Source organism: Aquirufa antheringensis (assembly GCF_023921165.1).
Lineage (GTDB): Bacteria > Bacteroidota > Bacteroidia > Cytophagales > Spirosomataceae > Aquirufa > Aquirufa antheringensis.
The window spans coordinates 984,967-1,003,082 of the sequence record NZ_CP049835.1 but is presented as its reverse complement, the minus strand read 5'-3'; the positions used below and the strand labels follow the sequence as shown (position 1 = coordinate 1,003,082).

The 18,116-nt window shown below is 44.8% G+C and carries 12 protein-coding genes; 4 read left to right on the top strand and 8 right to left on the bottom strand.

From position 1 onward, the window contains the following. Positions 1-2 precede the first annotated feature (2 nt). Genes G9X63_RS04635 through G9X63_RS04625 form a run of 3 tightly spaced genes read right to left on the bottom strand, consistent with a single transcriptional unit; the run spans position 3 to position 4,294 of the window. Complete coding sequence (locus G9X63_RS04635) at positions 3-1,391, bottom strand: TolC family protein (protein ID WP_252624622.1); 1,389 nt, start codon at positions 1,389-1,391, stop codon at positions 3-5. Next, a complete protein-coding gene (locus G9X63_RS04630; protein ID WP_252624620.1) occupies positions 1,381-2,679 on the bottom strand; it encodes an HlyD family secretion protein in 1,299 nt (432 codons plus the stop codon). The genes G9X63_RS04635 and G9X63_RS04630 overlap by 11 nt, the downstream gene beginning before the upstream one ends. Beyond that, positions 2,666-4,294 (bottom strand): peptidase domain-containing ABC transporter, encoded by a 1,629-nt coding sequence (locus G9X63_RS04625; RefSeq protein ID WP_252624618.1) that lies wholly within the window; start codon positions 4,292-4,294, stop codon positions 2,666-2,668. Before G9X63_RS04625 ends, G9X63_RS04630 begins: the two co-directional genes overlap by 14 nt. 132 nt (positions 4,295-4,426) lie before the next feature. On the opposite strand from G9X63_RS04625, the gene G9X63_RS04620 reads away from it, so the two are divergent. Beyond that, the gene (locus G9X63_RS04620; protein WP_252624616.1) at positions 4,427-5,098 is read left to right on the top strand and encodes a TetR/AcrR family transcriptional regulator; all 672 of its coding nucleotides are present in this window, start codon (positions 4,427-4,429) and stop codon (positions 5,096-5,098) included. An 11-nt stretch (positions 5,099-5,109) separates the two neighbouring features. On the opposite strand, the gene G9X63_RS04615 is transcribed toward G9X63_RS04620, so the two are convergent. Together G9X63_RS04615 and G9X63_RS04610 are read right to left on the bottom strand one after the other, a co-directional pair. Then, positions 5,110-7,359 (bottom strand): glycoside hydrolase family 3 protein, encoded by a 2,250-nt coding sequence (locus G9X63_RS04615; RefSeq protein ID WP_252624615.1) that lies wholly within the window; start codon positions 7,357-7,359, stop codon positions 5,110-5,112. Between the two features lie 52 nt (positions 7,360-7,411). After that, positions 7,412-9,268, bottom strand: a complete 1,857-nt coding sequence (locus tag G9X63_RS04610) for a sialate O-acetylesterase (protein ID WP_252624614.1) — start codon at positions 9,266-9,268, stop codon at positions 7,412-7,414. Between the two features lie 124 nt (positions 9,269-9,392). Here G9X63_RS04610 and G9X63_RS04605 point away from each other — a divergent pair, with 124 nt between their 5' ends. Together G9X63_RS04605 and G9X63_RS04600 are read left to right on the top strand one after the other, a co-directional pair. After that, positions 9,393-12,122 (top strand): DUF7133 domain-containing protein, encoded by a 2,730-nt coding sequence (locus G9X63_RS04605; RefSeq protein ID WP_252624613.1) that lies wholly within the window; start codon positions 9,393-9,395, stop codon positions 12,120-12,122. A gap of 66 nt (positions 12,123-12,188) precedes the next feature. After that, positions 12,189-12,989 (top strand): SDR family NAD(P)-dependent oxidoreductase, encoded by an 801-nt coding sequence (locus tag G9X63_RS04600; RefSeq protein WP_252624612.1) that lies wholly within the window; start codon positions 12,189-12,191, stop codon positions 12,987-12,989. Here the strand turns inward: G9X63_RS04600 and G9X63_RS04595 are convergent. Then, positions 12,986-16,486 carry an alpha-L-rhamnosidase gene (locus tag G9X63_RS04595; protein WP_252624611.1) on the bottom strand — a complete coding sequence of 1,167 codons (3,501 nt, stop codon included), beginning with the start codon at positions 16,484-16,486 and terminating at the stop codon, positions 12,986-12,988. The two genes, G9X63_RS04600 and G9X63_RS04595, sit on opposite strands and share 4 nt — an antisense overlap. A 107-nt stretch (positions 16,487-16,593) precedes the next feature. Between G9X63_RS04595 and G9X63_RS04590 the strand changes: the two genes are divergently transcribed. Beyond that, complete coding sequence (locus G9X63_RS04590; RefSeq protein WP_130922323.1) at positions 16,594-17,049, top strand: hypothetical protein; 456 nt, start codon at positions 16,594-16,596, stop codon at positions 17,047-17,049. A gap of 40 nt (positions 17,050-17,089) precedes the next feature. Here the strand turns inward: G9X63_RS04590 and G9X63_RS04585 are convergent, their stop codons facing one another. Next, positions 17,090-17,617 carry a nuclear transport factor 2 family protein gene (locus G9X63_RS04585; protein WP_252624610.1) on the bottom strand — a complete coding sequence of 176 codons (528 nt, stop codon included), beginning with the start codon at positions 17,615-17,617 and terminating at the stop codon, positions 17,090-17,092. Between the two features lie 114 nt (positions 17,618-17,731). After that, complete coding sequence (locus tag G9X63_RS04580) at positions 17,732-18,115, bottom strand: Dabb family protein (RefSeq protein WP_130895729.1); 384 nt, start codon at positions 18,113-18,115, stop codon at positions 17,732-17,734. Position 18,116: the final 1 nt, after the last annotated feature.

Here is an 18,116-nt window from a genome sequence, read left to right as displayed (position 1 = left end):
TCCTAAATTAATACCCCCGCACTCGCCTGCAACGCATAGATCGTTTTAAACAAGTAGGCTTTTAGCTCCGTTAATTTCTCTGCCGCTTCCATCGCTTTTGTTTCCCTACTGTTAATTAAGAACAAAGAAGATTCCCCTTGCGCGAAACGGGACTCCTCTGCTTTTACAAGGGCTTGGTAGTTTTTTAACGCTTTTTCCTGTGTCTGAATCTGCTTTTTTAAGCTCTCCACCTGATTAACATAGGCGTTCACTTTTACTTGAATCTGTTGCTTTTTCTGTGCGAGATTCAGTGACTCTTCTTCTATTTTTAATTTCGCTAAGGCATAATCCGCTCTCCCCTTCGATAGGCGTAAGGGCATTTCAAATTTAATCCCATACTGGTAATTATTCTCGAATAAAGGACGAGCCTCTAGGCTAAGGCTAAGGCCTTTAGACAAGGCATTATAGCTTACGTCGAGTTTTGGTAAGAGGCTTTGGAACTTCAATTTCTTCTCCACTTGCAATCCCTGTATTTTAAACTGATAGGCGCTTAAATCTGGATGGTTTGCATAGGCCTTTTCGAGCAAGGAGGAGAGATTCAAATCAAAGTCTGCGATCCAAGCAAATTCATTTGTGACTTCCGCCGGCTGCACTTCCGCAGGCAATTCCTGGGGGCTGTTATTTTCCTGCCACAAATAAACCGAAAGCGATAAGCGAGCGTTCTCTCTTTCGACCCATTTTGCCTGGTAGAGATTGTCGAAATATTGCAACTGTGTCGTTGCCTCGAGCGTATCTATAGCGGGTCTTTCACCTAATTCCACACTGCGCTTAACGAATGAAACGCGCGCCTCTGCGATCTGTAGGTTTTGATCTACAATCTTTAAAACGCGCACACTTTTTACCCAGTTCCAATACGACGCCATCGCATCGGAAAATAGGTCATTCAAGATGCTTCTTTGCTGTTGCAACGCCATCTGATTCATCAGCTTCGCCTGTTGTAAACTCGCTCTTCGCTGATCCATGAACAGGTTTTTCGCGAGTGGAACGCTGATGCCCAGGTAGCTGGTTTCACCCAACGTTTGGCTGGGGTTTAGACGAGAACCACCCAAGTTTTCTATACCGGAACTTAGTTCGATCCCGTACCAGGTGGGAATGCTTAATTCTGGTGCGTGGTATTCGTAATAGTTTTTTCCGTCGAACGTTTTTTGCGTGCTGTAGTGACTTAAGATGGGATCGAAACCCCCTCTGGCTTGCAGAATTTGAGCCTCTGATTTTTGTACACCGATACTCGCCTGCTTCGCTAGCGGGTGGTAGGTTTGCACGATTTTCAGAAACGCCTCGGGGTATAAAACAGGCGTTTGGGCAAAGCTGGTAAAGCTGAGAAACCAGAAAACGAGTAGACTATTTTTCATCCTTTGTTACCGTATAAAAATCGGCTGGGAAGCCATTGATATTTCGCCATAATTCGTACCAAAGTGGTACGTCATTTAACAAGGTAATACCTTGTGCTCCAGCACCCATCTTAATTTGTTTAGGCCACTTTTTATCTTTCGGATTTTCCACCACGATCACCCGGAACATCCCTTTTTCATCGATGTTATTTTCGATAGCCCGAATCTTTCCAGGGAAAGTTCCAAAACTTTGGTCTGGCCATCCTCCCGCAAAAATGATCGCAGGGAAACCATCAAAAATAAATCGCACATCCTGACCAGGAGACACTAAAGGCAAATCCACCGGTCGAACATACATCTCCACCGCGTAATGGGTATTTTGTGGAACGATCGTCAATAACTCTTCGCCATCCTTCAAAATTTCCCCGATACCTGCCTTTTTTGCATTGATCACCTGCCCACTTTGTGGCGCTAAAATGTAATACATCCCGTCTCGAATGGTATAACTAGCGACTTGGTTCTCTAGTTTAGCGACGTCCCCTTTACCCGTCTCGATCATGCCTAAGCTTTGGAATTTTTCTCCCTCCGCCTTGTTCATTTTCTCGCTGTATTCTTGGTCCACTCCGCGTAATTCAATTCTTGTATTTTGAATCTCTTGTAGCGTTTGGTTTATCTTATTTTCAGCGGTTGTTTTTTTCGCTAAGGAATTCTGCATGGACGCATTTCGCTGCTGGAATTGTGTCTGAGAAATCAATCCCTCTTTGTACATTTTTTGGTTACGTTCGAACTGGTCTTTCACTAAGTTATACTCATTCGACGCAGCCTCAAACTCCGCTTTTTCTCCCGTCAACTTCTGCTGCAAAGCCGTGATCTTATTCGTTAATTGATCCTGCTTTAAAGCTTTGGAGGAACGCAAATTAGCGATTTGATCCTCCGTTGACTTTACCTTTTGTTCGTAATAAGAGACTGTCCCTTTTTTTGCATCCAGTTGCTCTTGCGTTCTCGAAATCAATTTAGGATCGAGGTATTCGGCTTTAATCTCAGAGATTTTTGCTAACGTATCTCCCTGCTCCACGAAGTCCCCTTCTTTTACCCACCAGCGGCTGATTTTACCTGCGATAGGGCTATAAATCTTTTGTGGTTTTTGTTCTTGGTACAGACTGGTAATCTGTCCTTTTGAACGAATGTTTTGGGTCCATGGCAGGAAAAGTACCCCCAGTAAAATAAGGCCTAAACCGATTAACCAAGGCTTCGTTGCGGGCCCTTTATCCCGTAGATAAATCTGATTAAATGACTTAAACTTTTCCATTGTTGATCTCTATTTTTTTGCCAAAAGTTCCATTTTCATTTGTTGAAACCAGAACTGTCGCCTTTAATTGTACTAAATAGGCTTGAATTCGTTTAGCCAATTCCGACTCTAATCCACTCCACGGATTCTCTAAAAGTACTAACCTTTTGTCTCCACATAAGGCGCGCAACAACAAGATTTTCTTGACAATACTTTGCGGCGTCTTTTTCCCTAGTGGTTCTATATCAGTGTCAAAACCTTTTGTGAAATGATTCAAGAAATCAGCGAAGCCTAATTCGTTTGCTGTGGCTAAAATCATAGAGGGGCTTATGTCCTTATTTCCTAGACTAATGTTTTCCCAAACAGTCCCCTTAAAAATCTCTTGGTTCTGAAGCAAAATACCGGTGTGCTTGCGTAAACTAGCTAAGCTGTAATTTTTGATGGGTACTTTATTAATTAACAAGGTGCCCTTAAAGTCAATATAATTTCCGGTGAGCACCCGCATTAAAATCGATTTACCTGCACCGGCAGGTCCGGCAATTTGAATTTTTTCCCCTGGATTAATGTGTAAATTAACCGAATGTAGGACGGGTTTCCCTGGTTCGAATTCAAAGCTGAAATTCTTCATTTCGATTTCTAAACCTTCTTGTGTATCGACGGTTAATTCTCCACTCGTTTCTAGTGGACTATCCGTTACACTGGCTAATTTCTCTAATCCAGTGAAGACATCATAAGCGCTATCTAAGCTGGTGATCAATTTTTCCACAGCTCCTATCACTAGCATGATCACGATTTCTGCAGCCACAAATTCTCCTACATTTAACTGTTGGTTAATTAACAAATACGAACCTAGCGTTAACATCAAGGTAGTTAGGGCTATTTTGAAAAAGATGAGTGACTTGTATTGAAATAATAGCACGTGAAAATGGGTGGTTCTTGCCGCTAAATAGCCCATCACATTTTCATCTGTTCGGATCAAATTCAGGTCAGAACCTTGGCTAAATTTGAAGGTCTTAATGGTCCGTGCGATCTCTCCAAAAAACCCAGCCACCTCATATTTATAGGTCGACTCCTCGATACTTGTTTCAATTCCTTTCTTCGACGTGTAAAATAAAATCAAACCTAAAAGGAGCAATAAGATCAATCCTAAAATGATAAATAAGGGGTGGTATAAGGAAAGTAAAATAATGCCAAAAACAATTTGCACTGTCGCCACTGGAATATCTAGGAGTAATTTAGCGAAGCCTTTTTGGATATTCAATGTGTCAAAAAAACGATTCACTTTCTCTGGGATATGGTATTTATCCATCTGCTTAAGATCCAGACTTGGAAGCTTTTGGGCAAAATCGTAGGCATAATGGGCGAAGATTTTCTGCTGAATAGACTCGATGATTTTCATCTGGTTGATTTGGAATAAGCCCATTAGAAATACGCCTAATACCACGAGAAAGATGAGTACGTAAATCGACGTCACCATGGTGGCTCCCATCACTAATCCGATGATGGTCTGTACCCCTAGTGGTAAAGAAAGATTCACGATACCACCTAAAATAGAAAACAAATAGATCGATGTAATCTCCTTTTTGTGATCCTGTATCAAGGCCTGCACTCGCTTCAATGGACTTATCTGTTGCATAACAATTGGATTTCTATTGCAAAACTATAAATACTTTTTTAAATAATAGTAATGCTATTATTAATAATTGTTAAAATATCTTTTGTGTTAGTGTTTCTATTATTAACTTTGTGCTATTCAAAAGGTTTAACAATGGATTATTCATTAAGTTTTAAGGTAAACGAAAAGATCTATTTACGGGATCCAGAAAGCACTGAATTAGGCAAGCAGATTGTTAAAAATGCTATTGACCTCATTCATACCTTAGGTTTTGAACATTTCACCTTTAAGAAATTAGCGAAGGAGATGAATACAACCGAAGCGTCCATCTACCGTTATTTCGAGAATAAACACCGGATGTTGTTGTACATTTTGAATTGGTATTGGTCTTTTATGGAATACTTGGTGGTGTTTCAATTACAACCTTTGGCAAATTCGAAAGAAAAATTAGAACGCCTAGTCGAGTTATTAACGCATCCCTTACCGGAGAGTGAAGGCCAGTCAGATTATAATAAGAATTATTTACACCAAATCGTCATCACCGAAAGCAGCAAAGTTTACCTTGTTAAAGAGGTGAAGGAGATCAATGAAGACGCCGTTTTTAAGCCCTACAAGGACCTTTGTGGCCGTATTTCCGCTTTGATTCAATCGCATAATCCTACGTACGCATTTCCGCATTCCCTCAGTAGCACCTTGATTGAAACAGCGCATTCACAGCTCTTTTTCAGTCAACACCTGCCTAAATTGACAGACGCCGGGAAGAAGCACAAGACGGAATTTGTCGCGCGCTATTTAACAGATTTGTTATTCAAATCACTTAGCTAACTACCCACTGTCTACTGCCCACTGGCTACTGAATACTGTTTCGCTCTCCCATCCTGAATCACCCCTTTCCAGTTCATCCCAAAACCGAAGTCATAGCGATGTCCTTCCGAGTCCAAGTGGCATTCCATATCAAATGGCACGTCTTCTTTTTGCTTTTCCACGATGCTCATATTCGCTGGCATTTGCATCGGCAATAAGGCTTGTGGCTCCGCTTTTCCTGCTATAATTTCTAAGATCGCTTGGTCTTGCACGCCAAAACTCGCTAGGATCGCATCTGCTTTTCCTTCAAATTCTGCGAACACCATCGGGTTCGATACGTTGACGGAAACGATGACTGGTTTGCCATTCATTTTCGCTTTAGTCTCTTCGATTAATTGGATGTCCGTCACGTTGCGCGACTTCACCGTTTTGCCTTTATAGCTTCTGTTTGTGAAGTTTTCCAAAGGATCTCCACCCGCAATACTTACCTCACGTGCATCGTTTGCTGTGTAATCGTTGTATTGAAGTGAGATAGGCAAGTAACCGTTACCGCCTTTGGCCACATCTTCTTTATCGTAACCGATACCACTTTTCGGATTTTCGATACACACTAAAGCGATGTCCGCTTTCGACGCGTCGTCTGTCACGTTAAAGTATTTCTGTACCAATTCGATGTTGATAGGGAAGTCATTCGAAGCTGGAATCGGGAAGCCCAAAAAGTGACGGGACGCTGCCACGAAACGTTTTGGAATGTAGAGCGTTTTTTTCTCTTTAATAGGCAACAAATTCGCCTTGTTTTTCAAGAGCACAATCGATTGCAATTGCGCTTGGAAACCCGCTTGCATAAACTCCGGTTTACCCACCGTCGCTTTTGTTTCTGCTGGATTCACGTACGGATTTTCGAATAAACCCACTTGGAAAATATTGCGTAATAAACGCACCGCAGATTGTTCCATACGCGCACGCATCTTCGCCTCGCCATGCTCTTTCACGCCCATCGCATACGCATCGATGATCGGTTTCATATCGTTATTTCCCCCAAACTGATCGGCTCCCGCCATCAATACTTTATAATGACGTTCCGCCATATTCAAGTTCTCTACGCCCCATACTTTGCCGTCGATGAATACGTCCATCGCCTGGTGATCGCCAGTCACTAACCAGTCTGTGCAAACGACGCCATCGTAGCCGTATTTGTTACGTAAAAGGTCCGTTACTAAGTATTTGTTGTAATTGTTTGCGACGTTTTCGTTTGTCTGGTTCCACGAGATCGTATAGTAGGGCATTACGGCCGCTGCTTTCTTCGTGTTACCTGTTAGTTTAAACGCGCCTTCCGTAAATGGAATCAAGTGTTCGTTAAAGTTATTTCCTGGGTAAACCGCAAATTTCCCGTTCGCATAGTGCGCGTCGCGACCCGCTTCGCCTGCGCCACCACCTGGCCAGTGTTTGACCATCGCGTTCACGCTTAATCCACCCCAGTTGTCTCCTTGGAATCCGTTGCAATACGCTTCCCCCATTGCCGCAGAAAGCGTTGGACTTTCCCCAAAAGTTCCGTCAAAACGACCCCATCTCGGTTCAGTCGCGATGTCTACTTGGGGCGATAAAGCAGTTGCAATTCCTAAAGCGCGGTATTCTGCCGCAGCGATGCGTCCGAATTGTTGAATCAAGGCAGGCTTGAACGTCGCCGCCATTCCTAAAGACGAGGGCCACATCGAAATCAAGCCACCGGCTGCTGCATTAAATTCCGCACGAGCGGAGGTTCCGTGACGCGGATCCGTGCTGTTATTAGCCGGAATACCTTTGCCTACTGATTCACAAAAGGCTTGCATTTTATTGTTCCATTTCGCCGCATCCTCTGGGCTCGAAACCGTCGTCAATAAGACGTGACGTAAATTGTCTGCTTGTAAAAATTTCTTCTGTTGATCTGTTAAATCCGAGGCATCCATGGTTTTTGGGTCAAATGGCTTGCCGCCATACGTCCCTGCGAAATAACCATCGGGTCTTGCTGGAACCGCTTGGTGTCCGGAGTATAACATCAAACCAGCGATTTCTTCTACGCTTAACTGCTTCGCTAGATCTTTGGCCCGCTCGTCTACCGGTTTTCTCCAATCCTCGTACACATCCAATTTTCCGTTTTTATTCAGGTCTTTGAATGATAGGCCATCCTTTTGAATGATTTTGGCCTGATCATAGCCTAGAGTAGGGCCATTTTTCTGCTGAATAAAATGCTGTTGACTGAAAGCTACAGTCGAAATCGCGAGTAATCCGAGGATCTTTTTCATTGAGTGTTAGGGTAATTTTGCCAAAGATAGTTATTGTAGCAGAATGATACAATTAATTATCCGTCCTAAATGGCGAAGCCGGCAAGCCCTCTACATTGATTAAATTAGCTCCCTCCGGATTATCTGCCCAGGCATAGCGAACGTACATTGGCTCTGTTATTTCATCGCTCCAAACCACGACCGTATTCCGTTCGATAATCGCCTTTGCCCACACGAATTTCTTGTCTTTCCCGGCGATCGCAAATTGCATCAATTCGTCTTCATCCGTTTTATTTATTGAGAGTCCGCTGCCCGTTTCACGGAAGCGAATGCGGATGCGGTTTCCCTCGATTTGGTTGGACTCATAAATAGGTCCAGACGAAACGATGTCCTCTCCGTAGGCTAATTTGCGGGCGGCTAAAGCGAGTCGTTCGCCGATCGGTTTTTTCGTCAATGGATGAATGTCATTCCACTCGCCTAAATCTAGCGTTACCGCCATGCCACTTCGCGGAATGGATAAACTCTTGAGTTGTCCATCGCGCAGAACGGCCATATTACTTTCTGCCGGCAGCATAGTCCGGTCTTGGAAACCGGGTAATTGCACGTATAAAAAGGGAATATTGGGTTGCTTGAATTGTGTTCTCCAGTCTTTGGCTAAAGCGGGCAACAGCTGTTCATAAATCTCTGGTTTCCACACATTGGTTTCGCCTTGGTACCACACAAATCCCTTTAAGGAATACGAGGTAAAAGGGGCAATCATGGCATTGTACAAGGCGGTAGGGGTGAAATTAGATGGAGCCGGCTTCTCCACTACTGGAGGGAAAACTTCGCCTACCTTGTAATTCCAATCCCCTTGCAAATCGACTGTTTGATCGCCCACAATCAGTTCGTATGGCTTATCTGGCACAAAACCACCTTTCCCGGCCGTGTTGGTGACGCGAATGACAATCAGGTTTTTGCCTGCTTTTAACAGGCCATTTTTGACGTTATATCTGCGTGGCGGATATTGGTAGGTGATATTTCCCACTTGTTCCCCGTTCACAAATACCTGGTCAGCATCGACGATGCGGCCCATAAAAAGTTTGGCAGGCAAACCCGCTAATGACAAAGGAATCTCGATTTCTCTTCTGAACCAAACCACGCCGTTCAGATCTCTTAAACCCTGATCTTCCCAAAAACCAGGGATCGAAAAGCGTTTCCAACCTTTGGGAACATACGCAGGATTCGCCCATTTTTCGGTAAGGCCGCGGTCTGTGGACTTTTTTGCAATGACTGACGGGGGCGAAAGGCGTGATGTGTCTTTCACATAGGCCGGAAACTCTTTTAACCCCGCCTCGCTAATCCAGGATTCGATGGGAGTTCCACCCACACTGGAATTAATAATCCCGATGGGCACCTGGTATTGGGCATACAAATCACGGGCAAAGAAATACGAAACGGCACCCATTTGTAGTACGTTTTCTGGGGTAACCGGAAGCCAGGAACTCGCTGGCAAATCGCTGCGAACTTCTAACTTGGAGATGGCAGTAGGAATGAAGAAGTTTCGAATCTGTGGGTTGTTCGCGGAGGCAATATCAGCCGGATATTTCTCCTTCACGCGCTCCATGTTGATGACCATATTGGATTGTCCAGCGCATAGCCACACATCCCCGAAAAGGACATCTTTCACGGACTTTTCGTTGATCGTAATCTCATACGGACCCCCAGCAGGCGTTGCTGGTAAGGTGCAAGCCCAGTTTCCTTTGGAATCTCCAATAGCCCGGATCTTTTTTCCTTTAAAGGTTACATTTACTTTCTCGCCCGGATTCGCCCAGCCCCAAATTTTCACCGGCATATCGCGTTGCAGCACCATTCCGTTGCTGACTAAAGACGGGAGTTTAACCTCTGAAAACGCCGCAAAGCTGAGGAGGAGGAAGAAGATTTTTTTCATAGAAGTTTAGATCGTAGCACTAAGATAAGGAATTCTGCAATTTAGGATGGCCTGACCTGATAATTCCCGCTAACCTATTGTAATTCAGCGAAATTCTGTATTCCTTGTGTACAAATCTAAACCTATGAAAAAATTAGCCCTTTTATCTTTGGCGGGGATGCTGACGCTTGCTGTTTTGGCCTCCTTTCACTCCACCTCTTCTCGTACCAGTTCAGTAGATACGTTGAAAATTCCGGATGGGGTAGATCCGAATGATGAGAACTGGAAAGGGATTGATTTAGCGCCCAAAGCTCCGGTGCAACCTTTGACCATCGACGAACAACTGAAAAAATTCCTACTTCCTGCTGGCTATCAAATGCAACCCGTTTTAGCGGAGCCACAAATTCAGCAACCTGCGGAAATTGTGTTTGACGGGAACGGGCGGATGTACGTTTTGGAGTTAAGATCGTATATGCTTGATGCGGATTCCAAAAACGAATTAGAACCCACCAGCCGAATTTCTCGCTGGGAAGACAAGAATAATGACGGGATTTATGAGACGGGAACAGCCTTCGTGGATGGATTAATCTTCCCGCGTTTCGTCTTACCCTATGGCAAAAACAGCATCTTGACGATGGAGTCTGATCAGGATAATATCTACAAATACACGGACACAAACGGCGACGGCAAGGCCGATAAAAAAGAGTTTTTCACGAATAAATACGGCCGCTCTGGTAACGTCGAACACCAGCAAGCTTTCTTATTTTATGGGATGGACAATTGGCTTTATTCCACTTATAATGCTTTCCGTATCCGAGAAACGCCTAGCGGCATCATCCGTGAAAAAACGGGTGCAAACCGTGCCCAGTGGGGAATCACTCAAGACGATGACGGGAAATTATACTTCCAAGGGGGCGCTTCTGGTGTGCCGTCCCACTTTCAATTCCCCATTCAATATGGGAACTTCGAAGTACCGAATGAACTTGCCCCTGGTTTCGTAGTCCCTTACGGCGCTGCGGTGAAAGTGTCTGATATGCAAGGCGGAATGGACGAAATTCGTCAGCCAGATGGATCGCTAAATCGCGTAACCGGATCTGCCGGAAATGATATTTTCCGTGGCGATCGATTACCTGCTTCTTTGCGCGGTCAGCTTTTTTATGGTGAACCGGTAGCTCGCATCGTCCGCCAAATTAACCCTGTGAAAAAAGAGGGTTTGACAACATTACACAATGTGTTTCAGGATCAAAAATCCGAATTCATTCGTTCCACCGATCCTTTGTTCCGTCCCATCGATATGGCCACTGCTCCGGATGGTACGATGTACATCGTAGATATGTACCACGGGATTATTCAGGAGGGGCAATGGACGCCCAAAGGCTCTTATTTGAGGATGAAAATCGAGCAATACAAATTAGATAAAGTGGTGGGCTTGGGACGTATTTGGCGCGTGAGTCATGAGGGCTTCAAGCGCGACACGAAACAACCGCGGATGTACGATGATAAATCAGCTACTTTGGTGACCTATTTAAATCACCCGAATGGCTGGTGGCAAGATATGGCGCAACAAGTTTTGGTGCAGCGCCAAGATAAATCAGTGGTGCCAGCTTTGATGGCGATGGCCTTAAAGGGGACGAATGTAAATGGCCGTATTCACGCCATCTGGACTTTAGAAGGCTTAGGCGCTTTGAAAGTTTCAACGGTCGCTCATTTAGCAAGTGATGCAAATCCGCGCATTCGAATCCAAGCTTTGAAAGCATCTGAAACCTTGTACAAAGCGGGCGAAAAAGGGCTAGTGGATTTATACACTAAAGCCTTGAAAGACACGGATAATGAGGTGGTGATGCAGGCGATATTTACGCAGAAATTTCTGATGATTCCTAATCACGAATCTTCCATCAAATCGACCTTAGTTTCGAATAAATCATCTGGTGTAAAATTGATAGGCGAGCAAATTATCTCACCTCCTAAATCACGTAATTTTAATGCACCGGAACTCAGCAAAGAGCAAAAAGGAATTCTAGAGCGTGGCGAATTGGTTTTTGCGGAACTTTGTTCGCAATGCCATGGAAATGATGGGATGGGTAAGTCGATGGGTAATGGGAAATTGTTAGCGCCAGCTTTAGCAGGATCTTTCCGCATTCAACAGCATCCAGAATATGCTGTTCGCGTTTTATTGCACGGCTTAGAGGGTTCAATCGAAGGAAAAACCTATGCGGGCGGTTTGATGCAATCCATGAAAGAGCAGTCTGATGAATGGATTGCGGATGTGGTTTCGTATATCCGCAATGGCTTGTCGAACGATGCGTCGTTTGTCAGTCCTGCGCAGGTGGCGGCTATTCGGGCGAACACAAACAAGCAGGCAGGGATGTATAAGTTTGAGTCACTACTGAAGCAAGTGCCGGTTGAATTTATTCCGGACCAAAGCTGGAAATTCTATGCCTCCCACACCGCATCGACTCGCGTAGGAGGAAATGCATCGCCTAAAAGTGCCTTCAATTACGAGGGTTGGTCGACAGGAAAAACGCAGGAAAAAGACATGGTTTTCCAAGTGGAATTTCCCGCGGAATTCACCTTCTCAGAATTCCACTTTACGTCCAATTCTGGATTTAAGAAAGGCCAAAGACCGAAGGCCGGAGAAACTCCCGAATTCACGCATACCTATCCGCGGAATATAACCGTGGAGGCCTCGACGAATGGCTCAGATTGGAAGGTGGTGCAAGCGAACGTGAAAGGAACGCAGGGCGACAACATCATCACTTTGCCAGCTACGCGTGCGAAGTTTATGCGCTTGAAAGTAGCGGAGGGAGTTACGGCAGCAGTGGATGACGTCACTCCATGGTCGATGCGTTCGATGAAGATTTTTGGTTTGCGTTAGCGAAAAAGAAAGGTTGTTAACGGAGTTCTTTCTGTGTAAATTTGAAAGTAACCAAACGCTAATCAAATGAAAATTCCAGGAAAAGTTTTCGTCATTACGGGTGCCGGAAGTGGCATGGGCCGCGAGATGGCTCTGCAGATTATTGCCCGCGGAGGCAAGGTGGCAGGACTAGATATTCACTTAGCGGCTTTGGAAGAAACGGCACAGTTATCCGGCGCTCGAGCGGAGAATTTTTTGTCTATCGAAGCCGATATTTCAGATCTTACACAGGTCAATGCGGTGCCAGAAAAAGTGCTGCAGCATTTTGGGCAGGTGGACGGACTGATTAATAATGCGGGAATTATTCAGCCCTTTGTGAAAGTGAATGAGCTGACCCTGGATCTCGTGAAGAGGGTGATGGACGTGAACTTTTTCGGACTCGTTTATTTGACTAAGGCCTTTCTTTCTCATTTTCTTGAACGTCCTGAAGCGCATATTGTGAACATTTCCAGCATGGGAGGTTTTTTACCTGTACCTGGTCAAAGCATTTATGGCGCCTCAAAAGCCGCAGTCAAACTTTTCACGGAAGGCCTCTATGCCGAGTTAAAAGATACGAAAGTCAAGGTTTCAACGGTCTTTCCTGGCGCTATCGCCACCAATATTACGGCTAATTCTGGTGTTGATATGCGCGCAATGGAGGGAAAATCGAGTGGAATGACGTCCCTACCCGCAAAAGAAGCGGCGGCCATCATTTTAGCCGGAATGGAAGCGGATCGTTTCCATATTTTGGTGGGATCTGATTCTACATTCCTGTACTACCTGAGTCGTTTAGCCCCAGAATATGCGACGAATTTTATTGCCAAAAAAATGAAGGCCCTCCTCGGTTAATTCTCTTCCACGACGTATTCGTATACCCCTGCGCCTAGCTCGAAGTTCATTCGATCCGCGCTGGTTTTTGTCTGAAAGCTACCTTTCACGATTTTGCCCTGAGGCAGTTTCACCTGTGCGGACGTATTCGCCGGAATCGTGAAACGGTAGGTCGTTTTATTTCCCTGTTTCGACCACTCGCTTTTGATATTACCGTACATGGTTTCGACATTGCCTTTAGCATACGTAATCTTGCCTGTAGGATCTGGCGTAGGCTGCAAAATGAAATGCTTGTAACCTGGAGATGTTTCGTTGCGCTGAATTCCAAGCGAATGCGTGTACATCCAAGCTGCCACCGCCCCGAACGAATAGTGGTTAAAGGAGTTCATACTATTGTTCCCCCCGAAGCCGTTTTCGATGGTATACGAGTTCAGTCTTTCCCAAATACTCGTCGCCCCATTCGCCACCGAATACAACCAAGAGGGGTAGGTTTTCGTAGTCAATAGGCCGTAGGCGATGTCGTGTTTGCCATTCGCGGAAAGTGCTTCTGAGATAGAGGCCGTTCCGATGAATCCGGTCATCAAGGAGAAGGGCGAACGAACTTCGCCTTGGTCGTCTTTGTTCGATCTAGTGACGGTTGTAACTAAATGTTCGATCGCTCGTGGTGTATTCTGAGCATTGAATACGTTTAATGCCAAAGGAATCGCATAAGACGCCTGCGTATCCATCAGCTGGCCTTTGTCAGTGGACTCTGTGCTGACACGGTCGTTTGGAGCGCCCATAAAGCCGGTTTTTACGCCTGATTTGATGGTTTTATGTGTCGCTTTATCAACGTAAATCGCGTTGAAATCGACTTTTTTGGCTTCGCTTTGGGCCAAATACTGATCTGCCTCTGCCGTTAAACCTAATACGCGGGCAGCTTTCGAAACAATCGCTAAATCTGCCGCTTGGTAGGCCATCCAGAATAGCGTATTGTCGTTTTTATTGCCCTCCGGACTGAGCCAATCACCTAAGGGACCCTCGTTCAAAATGCCATCTTTGACTTTCGAATCAAGGAAAGTCATGTAGCGTTTCATTGCCGGATAATGCTCCGCCAGCATTGCCTTATCACCATATTGCAAATAGGTTTCCCAGGGAATCACGATACCCGCGCTACCCCACAAGGTCCCGCCAAAACCCCCACCCATCGGCGCCACATCCGTGAATCGGCCATCGGCACGCTGCACATCGCGCATGCCCAGCAAGTGACGGCGCATGAAGTTATTTACGGGTGCCATCATCGTAGCTGTTTTGGAGAAGACATTGATGTCCCCGCTCCAGCCCATCCGCTCGTTTCTCGCCGGGGTGTCCGTCGGAATTGATAAGAAATTCGAGCGCATTGACCAGGTGATGTTAGACCATAGTTTGTTAACCATCGGGTCAGAGGTCTCATAGGAAGAGCTGATGTTTTTCACGGAGGAAAGCACGATTCCGGCTACCTGAGGTAGTTCAGGAGCTGTTTCTACTCCCGTAATCTCTACATAGCGGTAGCCGTGGAACGTAAAACGCGGTTGAATATATTCGTCTCCGCCTTGTAGAATGTGGATATCTTGCGCTAGGGCTGCCCGGATATTTTCGAGCATGATCATCCCTTTTTGGCCTGCGTATTCAGCTAAATCGGGGTATAAAACTTCGGCAAAACGCATGGTGATGACTTGTCCAGGCTTTCCGTTTTTGATGAAGATCTTAGGGAAGCCGACCATGTTTTGGCCCATATCATACACATAAACCCCTTTTCTAGGTTCTGCAATGGACTTCGCCTGCAGTACTTGTTGCACCGTAACGCGGTCATCTAAATGATTTACTAACTTCATTCCTTGGTAATCAAGGGCGAAACTGGTTCCCTCTAAGTTGATTTTTGCGGCAGGGGCCCAGTTTTTATCATTGAAATGAGTAGATGACCAGCCTGCGATCGCTGCGTTTTTCTGAGCATCATATACTTCACCTTGGAAGAAACTTCCTACGCGGATGGGTCCATCGCTGAATGATTTCCAGGTCGAAGGATTCGTCCGAATGACCTGCTGCGTCCCGTCCGTATAGCGAATTTCGAGTGTGGCTACAAGGGATTGGCGATCACCAAAATAATTCCAATTATCACCACTATAGGTTATATTTCCGCTCCACCAGCCCTCACTTAACCAGGCTCCCCAGGCATTTTGGCCCTTATTTAGCAGCGCCGTCACGTCGAAAACCTGGTAGGTATGCGTCTTATTGTATTGCGTTAAACCGGGATTAAAGAACTCGTCACCCACGCGTTTGCCGTTTAAGTATAGTTCATAAATGCCGCGTGCTGTAGCATAAATGCGGGCACTTTTGATTGTTTTTCCCTCAGCTGAAGCAAATTCCGTGCGCAACATCGGTGCGGCATTGCGACTTGGATTAGCCACACTGAATTTCCCGGAAACGCTAAATGCCTTACCATCAAAAGGGAGCTCTTTCCATAATTCTGGATTTTGAGAAGCCTCAAATAGCGGATTCGAAGGGAGTCTAAAATTTCGAATTATGACATCCGAGAAACGGGCAGAATGTCCAGTTCCAGTGGCAAATCCAATCTCCGAAAGCATGGGATAACTGATAAAATTATTGCCTAAACCGATGGGGTTAAGGTTCACGCCGGAGGGCGCAAAAATATTCGCATTTTTGTCCGTCGGATTAATCTTGTGTTCCTTGTCTACTTGATCGATGTAAAAATCAAACACCCCAAAATTGCATTCCGCAAACACCGTATGTTTTTGAGATTGATTCGCTTCATTGATGATGGCCAAAGGAATGGTAAAGCTTTTGAACGGTTGATCTTCCTGGTCTTTTTTATCGTAACCTACCCGGTAAATGTGGAAAGAAGCTTGGCCAGAATCGGTTTTTGTTAGCCCGGAAATATCTAATTCCAGCTTAATATAGGATTGATTAGGACCGCTAGCCACGTCTTGAATATTCAGATTGCGGTTTTGTAATCGCGGGTCATTTGCCCCAAAAACAAAGCTCGCCTTCGTTCCTTGATCGATTTGGACCCCATATTGAAACTTATAGACGGATAAATAGTGCGAATAGAATGTCAGGTCATTGGATCCGATCCATTCCGCTCCTTTCCAGGCATCAAAACCCGGATTCATCAGGCCTGTTTCGAAGTGGGAGTTCTGTGTCGATTTCTTTTTGGCGGAATCCCAAACCTCCAGCGTCCAGCGATACGCCGTTTTCGCTTCTAGGGCTTCTCCAGCATATGGAATGCCTAAGGAGATGTCCGTGCTTTGCTTTTTAGAATCCCAAACTGCGCGTCCACTTTCGTCTTGCACCACAATTCGATAGGCTGATTGTTTTGCATTGCGAGCAGTAGAATTCATCTGCCAAGAAAAGCGGGGATGAGCTTCATCAAGTCCGAGTGGAGCCTTTTGGTATTCTACTTGTAAGTTTTGAAGGGAAAACTGCGCTTGAGCCACAAAAGAAAGCACAAATAGCAAACAGGCAAGGATCGACTTTTTCATATTCAATAGGTTTCATTCGAATGTACGAAAAGAAATGGAAGCCGGTGTCCTAGGGGTGAGTAGGACGGCGGAATATTTTTATTACCTTGCCGTAAAATAAAACCCCTATGAACAAATTAACACTTAGTTTCACCCTGTTAGTAGTGTTCGCGCTTAGCGCGTTTGCACAACCGAAAACAGAACTTATTCAAGCCCGTATCATCAACGGAAACTGCAAGGTCAATTATTCTAAAGTGACCTCAGACGACGGTAAAGAGCACTTTGAGGTGACTCTGGCCTTTATGAGCACTCGAGATCTTTGGTTTACCTTAACCCTGGATACACCGGAAAAATTCCGTCGTTTTAACAATGATTTATTGAATAGAACACGGGAGACAACGAATGAAGACAAGTCAGCGTATTTGAGCGAGACGCGTAAAGATTATTATATCTCGAAAGACTTGAAAACGGATAACATTTCTATTATGCTGTTAGCGAATCAGGAACGTTGGATTCTTTTTAAAGAAGCAGCGAAGGAATTATCGCTGTATGTAAACACCATCCCGTACGGCGAAATGAAGTAAAAAAATGTTGCAGCGTCCGTAGGACGCTGCAACAAATCAATTATTTTGAAATTTCAACAAAAGCACTTCTGTCATAGTGTAACCATTCTTCGACTTGCTTGCCATCTTTGATCGCATCTACTGCGAAAATGACCATTTTCGTTTGCTTTTCACCTCTTGTGAAGATAAAGGCACTCTTACTCATGACATAGTTTGTATAGCCTTTTTTCTTAGAAGGCTTATCGAATTGATTTTCCCAAACTGGTCCCATCTCGACTTTTAACTTAATGCCTTTTTCTGCCATCGTTTTAAACATGGTCATATTTTCATTAAGACCCATGGAATCTAAATTGTCGTGAAATACGACATCTGGCGCATATGTTGCACGGTAAGCCGCAGAATCACCTGATTCAATCGCACGAATTGCCTTCATCACTAAACCTACGTTAGCGGAAGTATCGATAACAACTCCAGCTAAAACTGCGGAAGGATCAGTTGAAGTGCTTGCAGATGCTGCTGCACCGTCCTCTTTTTTAGAACAAGCGAAAATGCTTCCCGCTAGTACAAATAATAGAATGATTTTTTTCATTTCTTTGGTTTTTAATGGGTGAATAATTTTGCCAAAGAAAGGGGATATTTTATCATACAAAGTCAGTACGTGGGGGCACTTTTGTTCCGTTTACGGATTTGGGAACAAATTTAGCTACGCATCCACCGAATCATAGACCAGTACTTTTTTCCACAAGTGTGCATAATTCTTCACGAAATCGACGTGAATGGGGTGATCCTGGTAGACTTTTTGTCCCGCTTCGTCATCGAAAAACATCAATTCTGAAACATCCCAGCTCGTATCTACTACCTCGCGTTTTTCGGTAGAGGCTAAGGTTCCAATATGGATTTCCTTGATGGAAGGAATGCCTTTCAGCGCTTTTAAGCCTTTGATTAATTGTTGTTTATCCTCTTTCGAATTCGGATTATTCAGCCAGAAAAACACGTGGTGTAATAAGGGCTTTTTCGCAGCAGTTTTCGCTGTTGTTCCTGTGCTCGCTAATAAGCCAGCTGAGGCAATAAAGTGACGTCTTTTCATA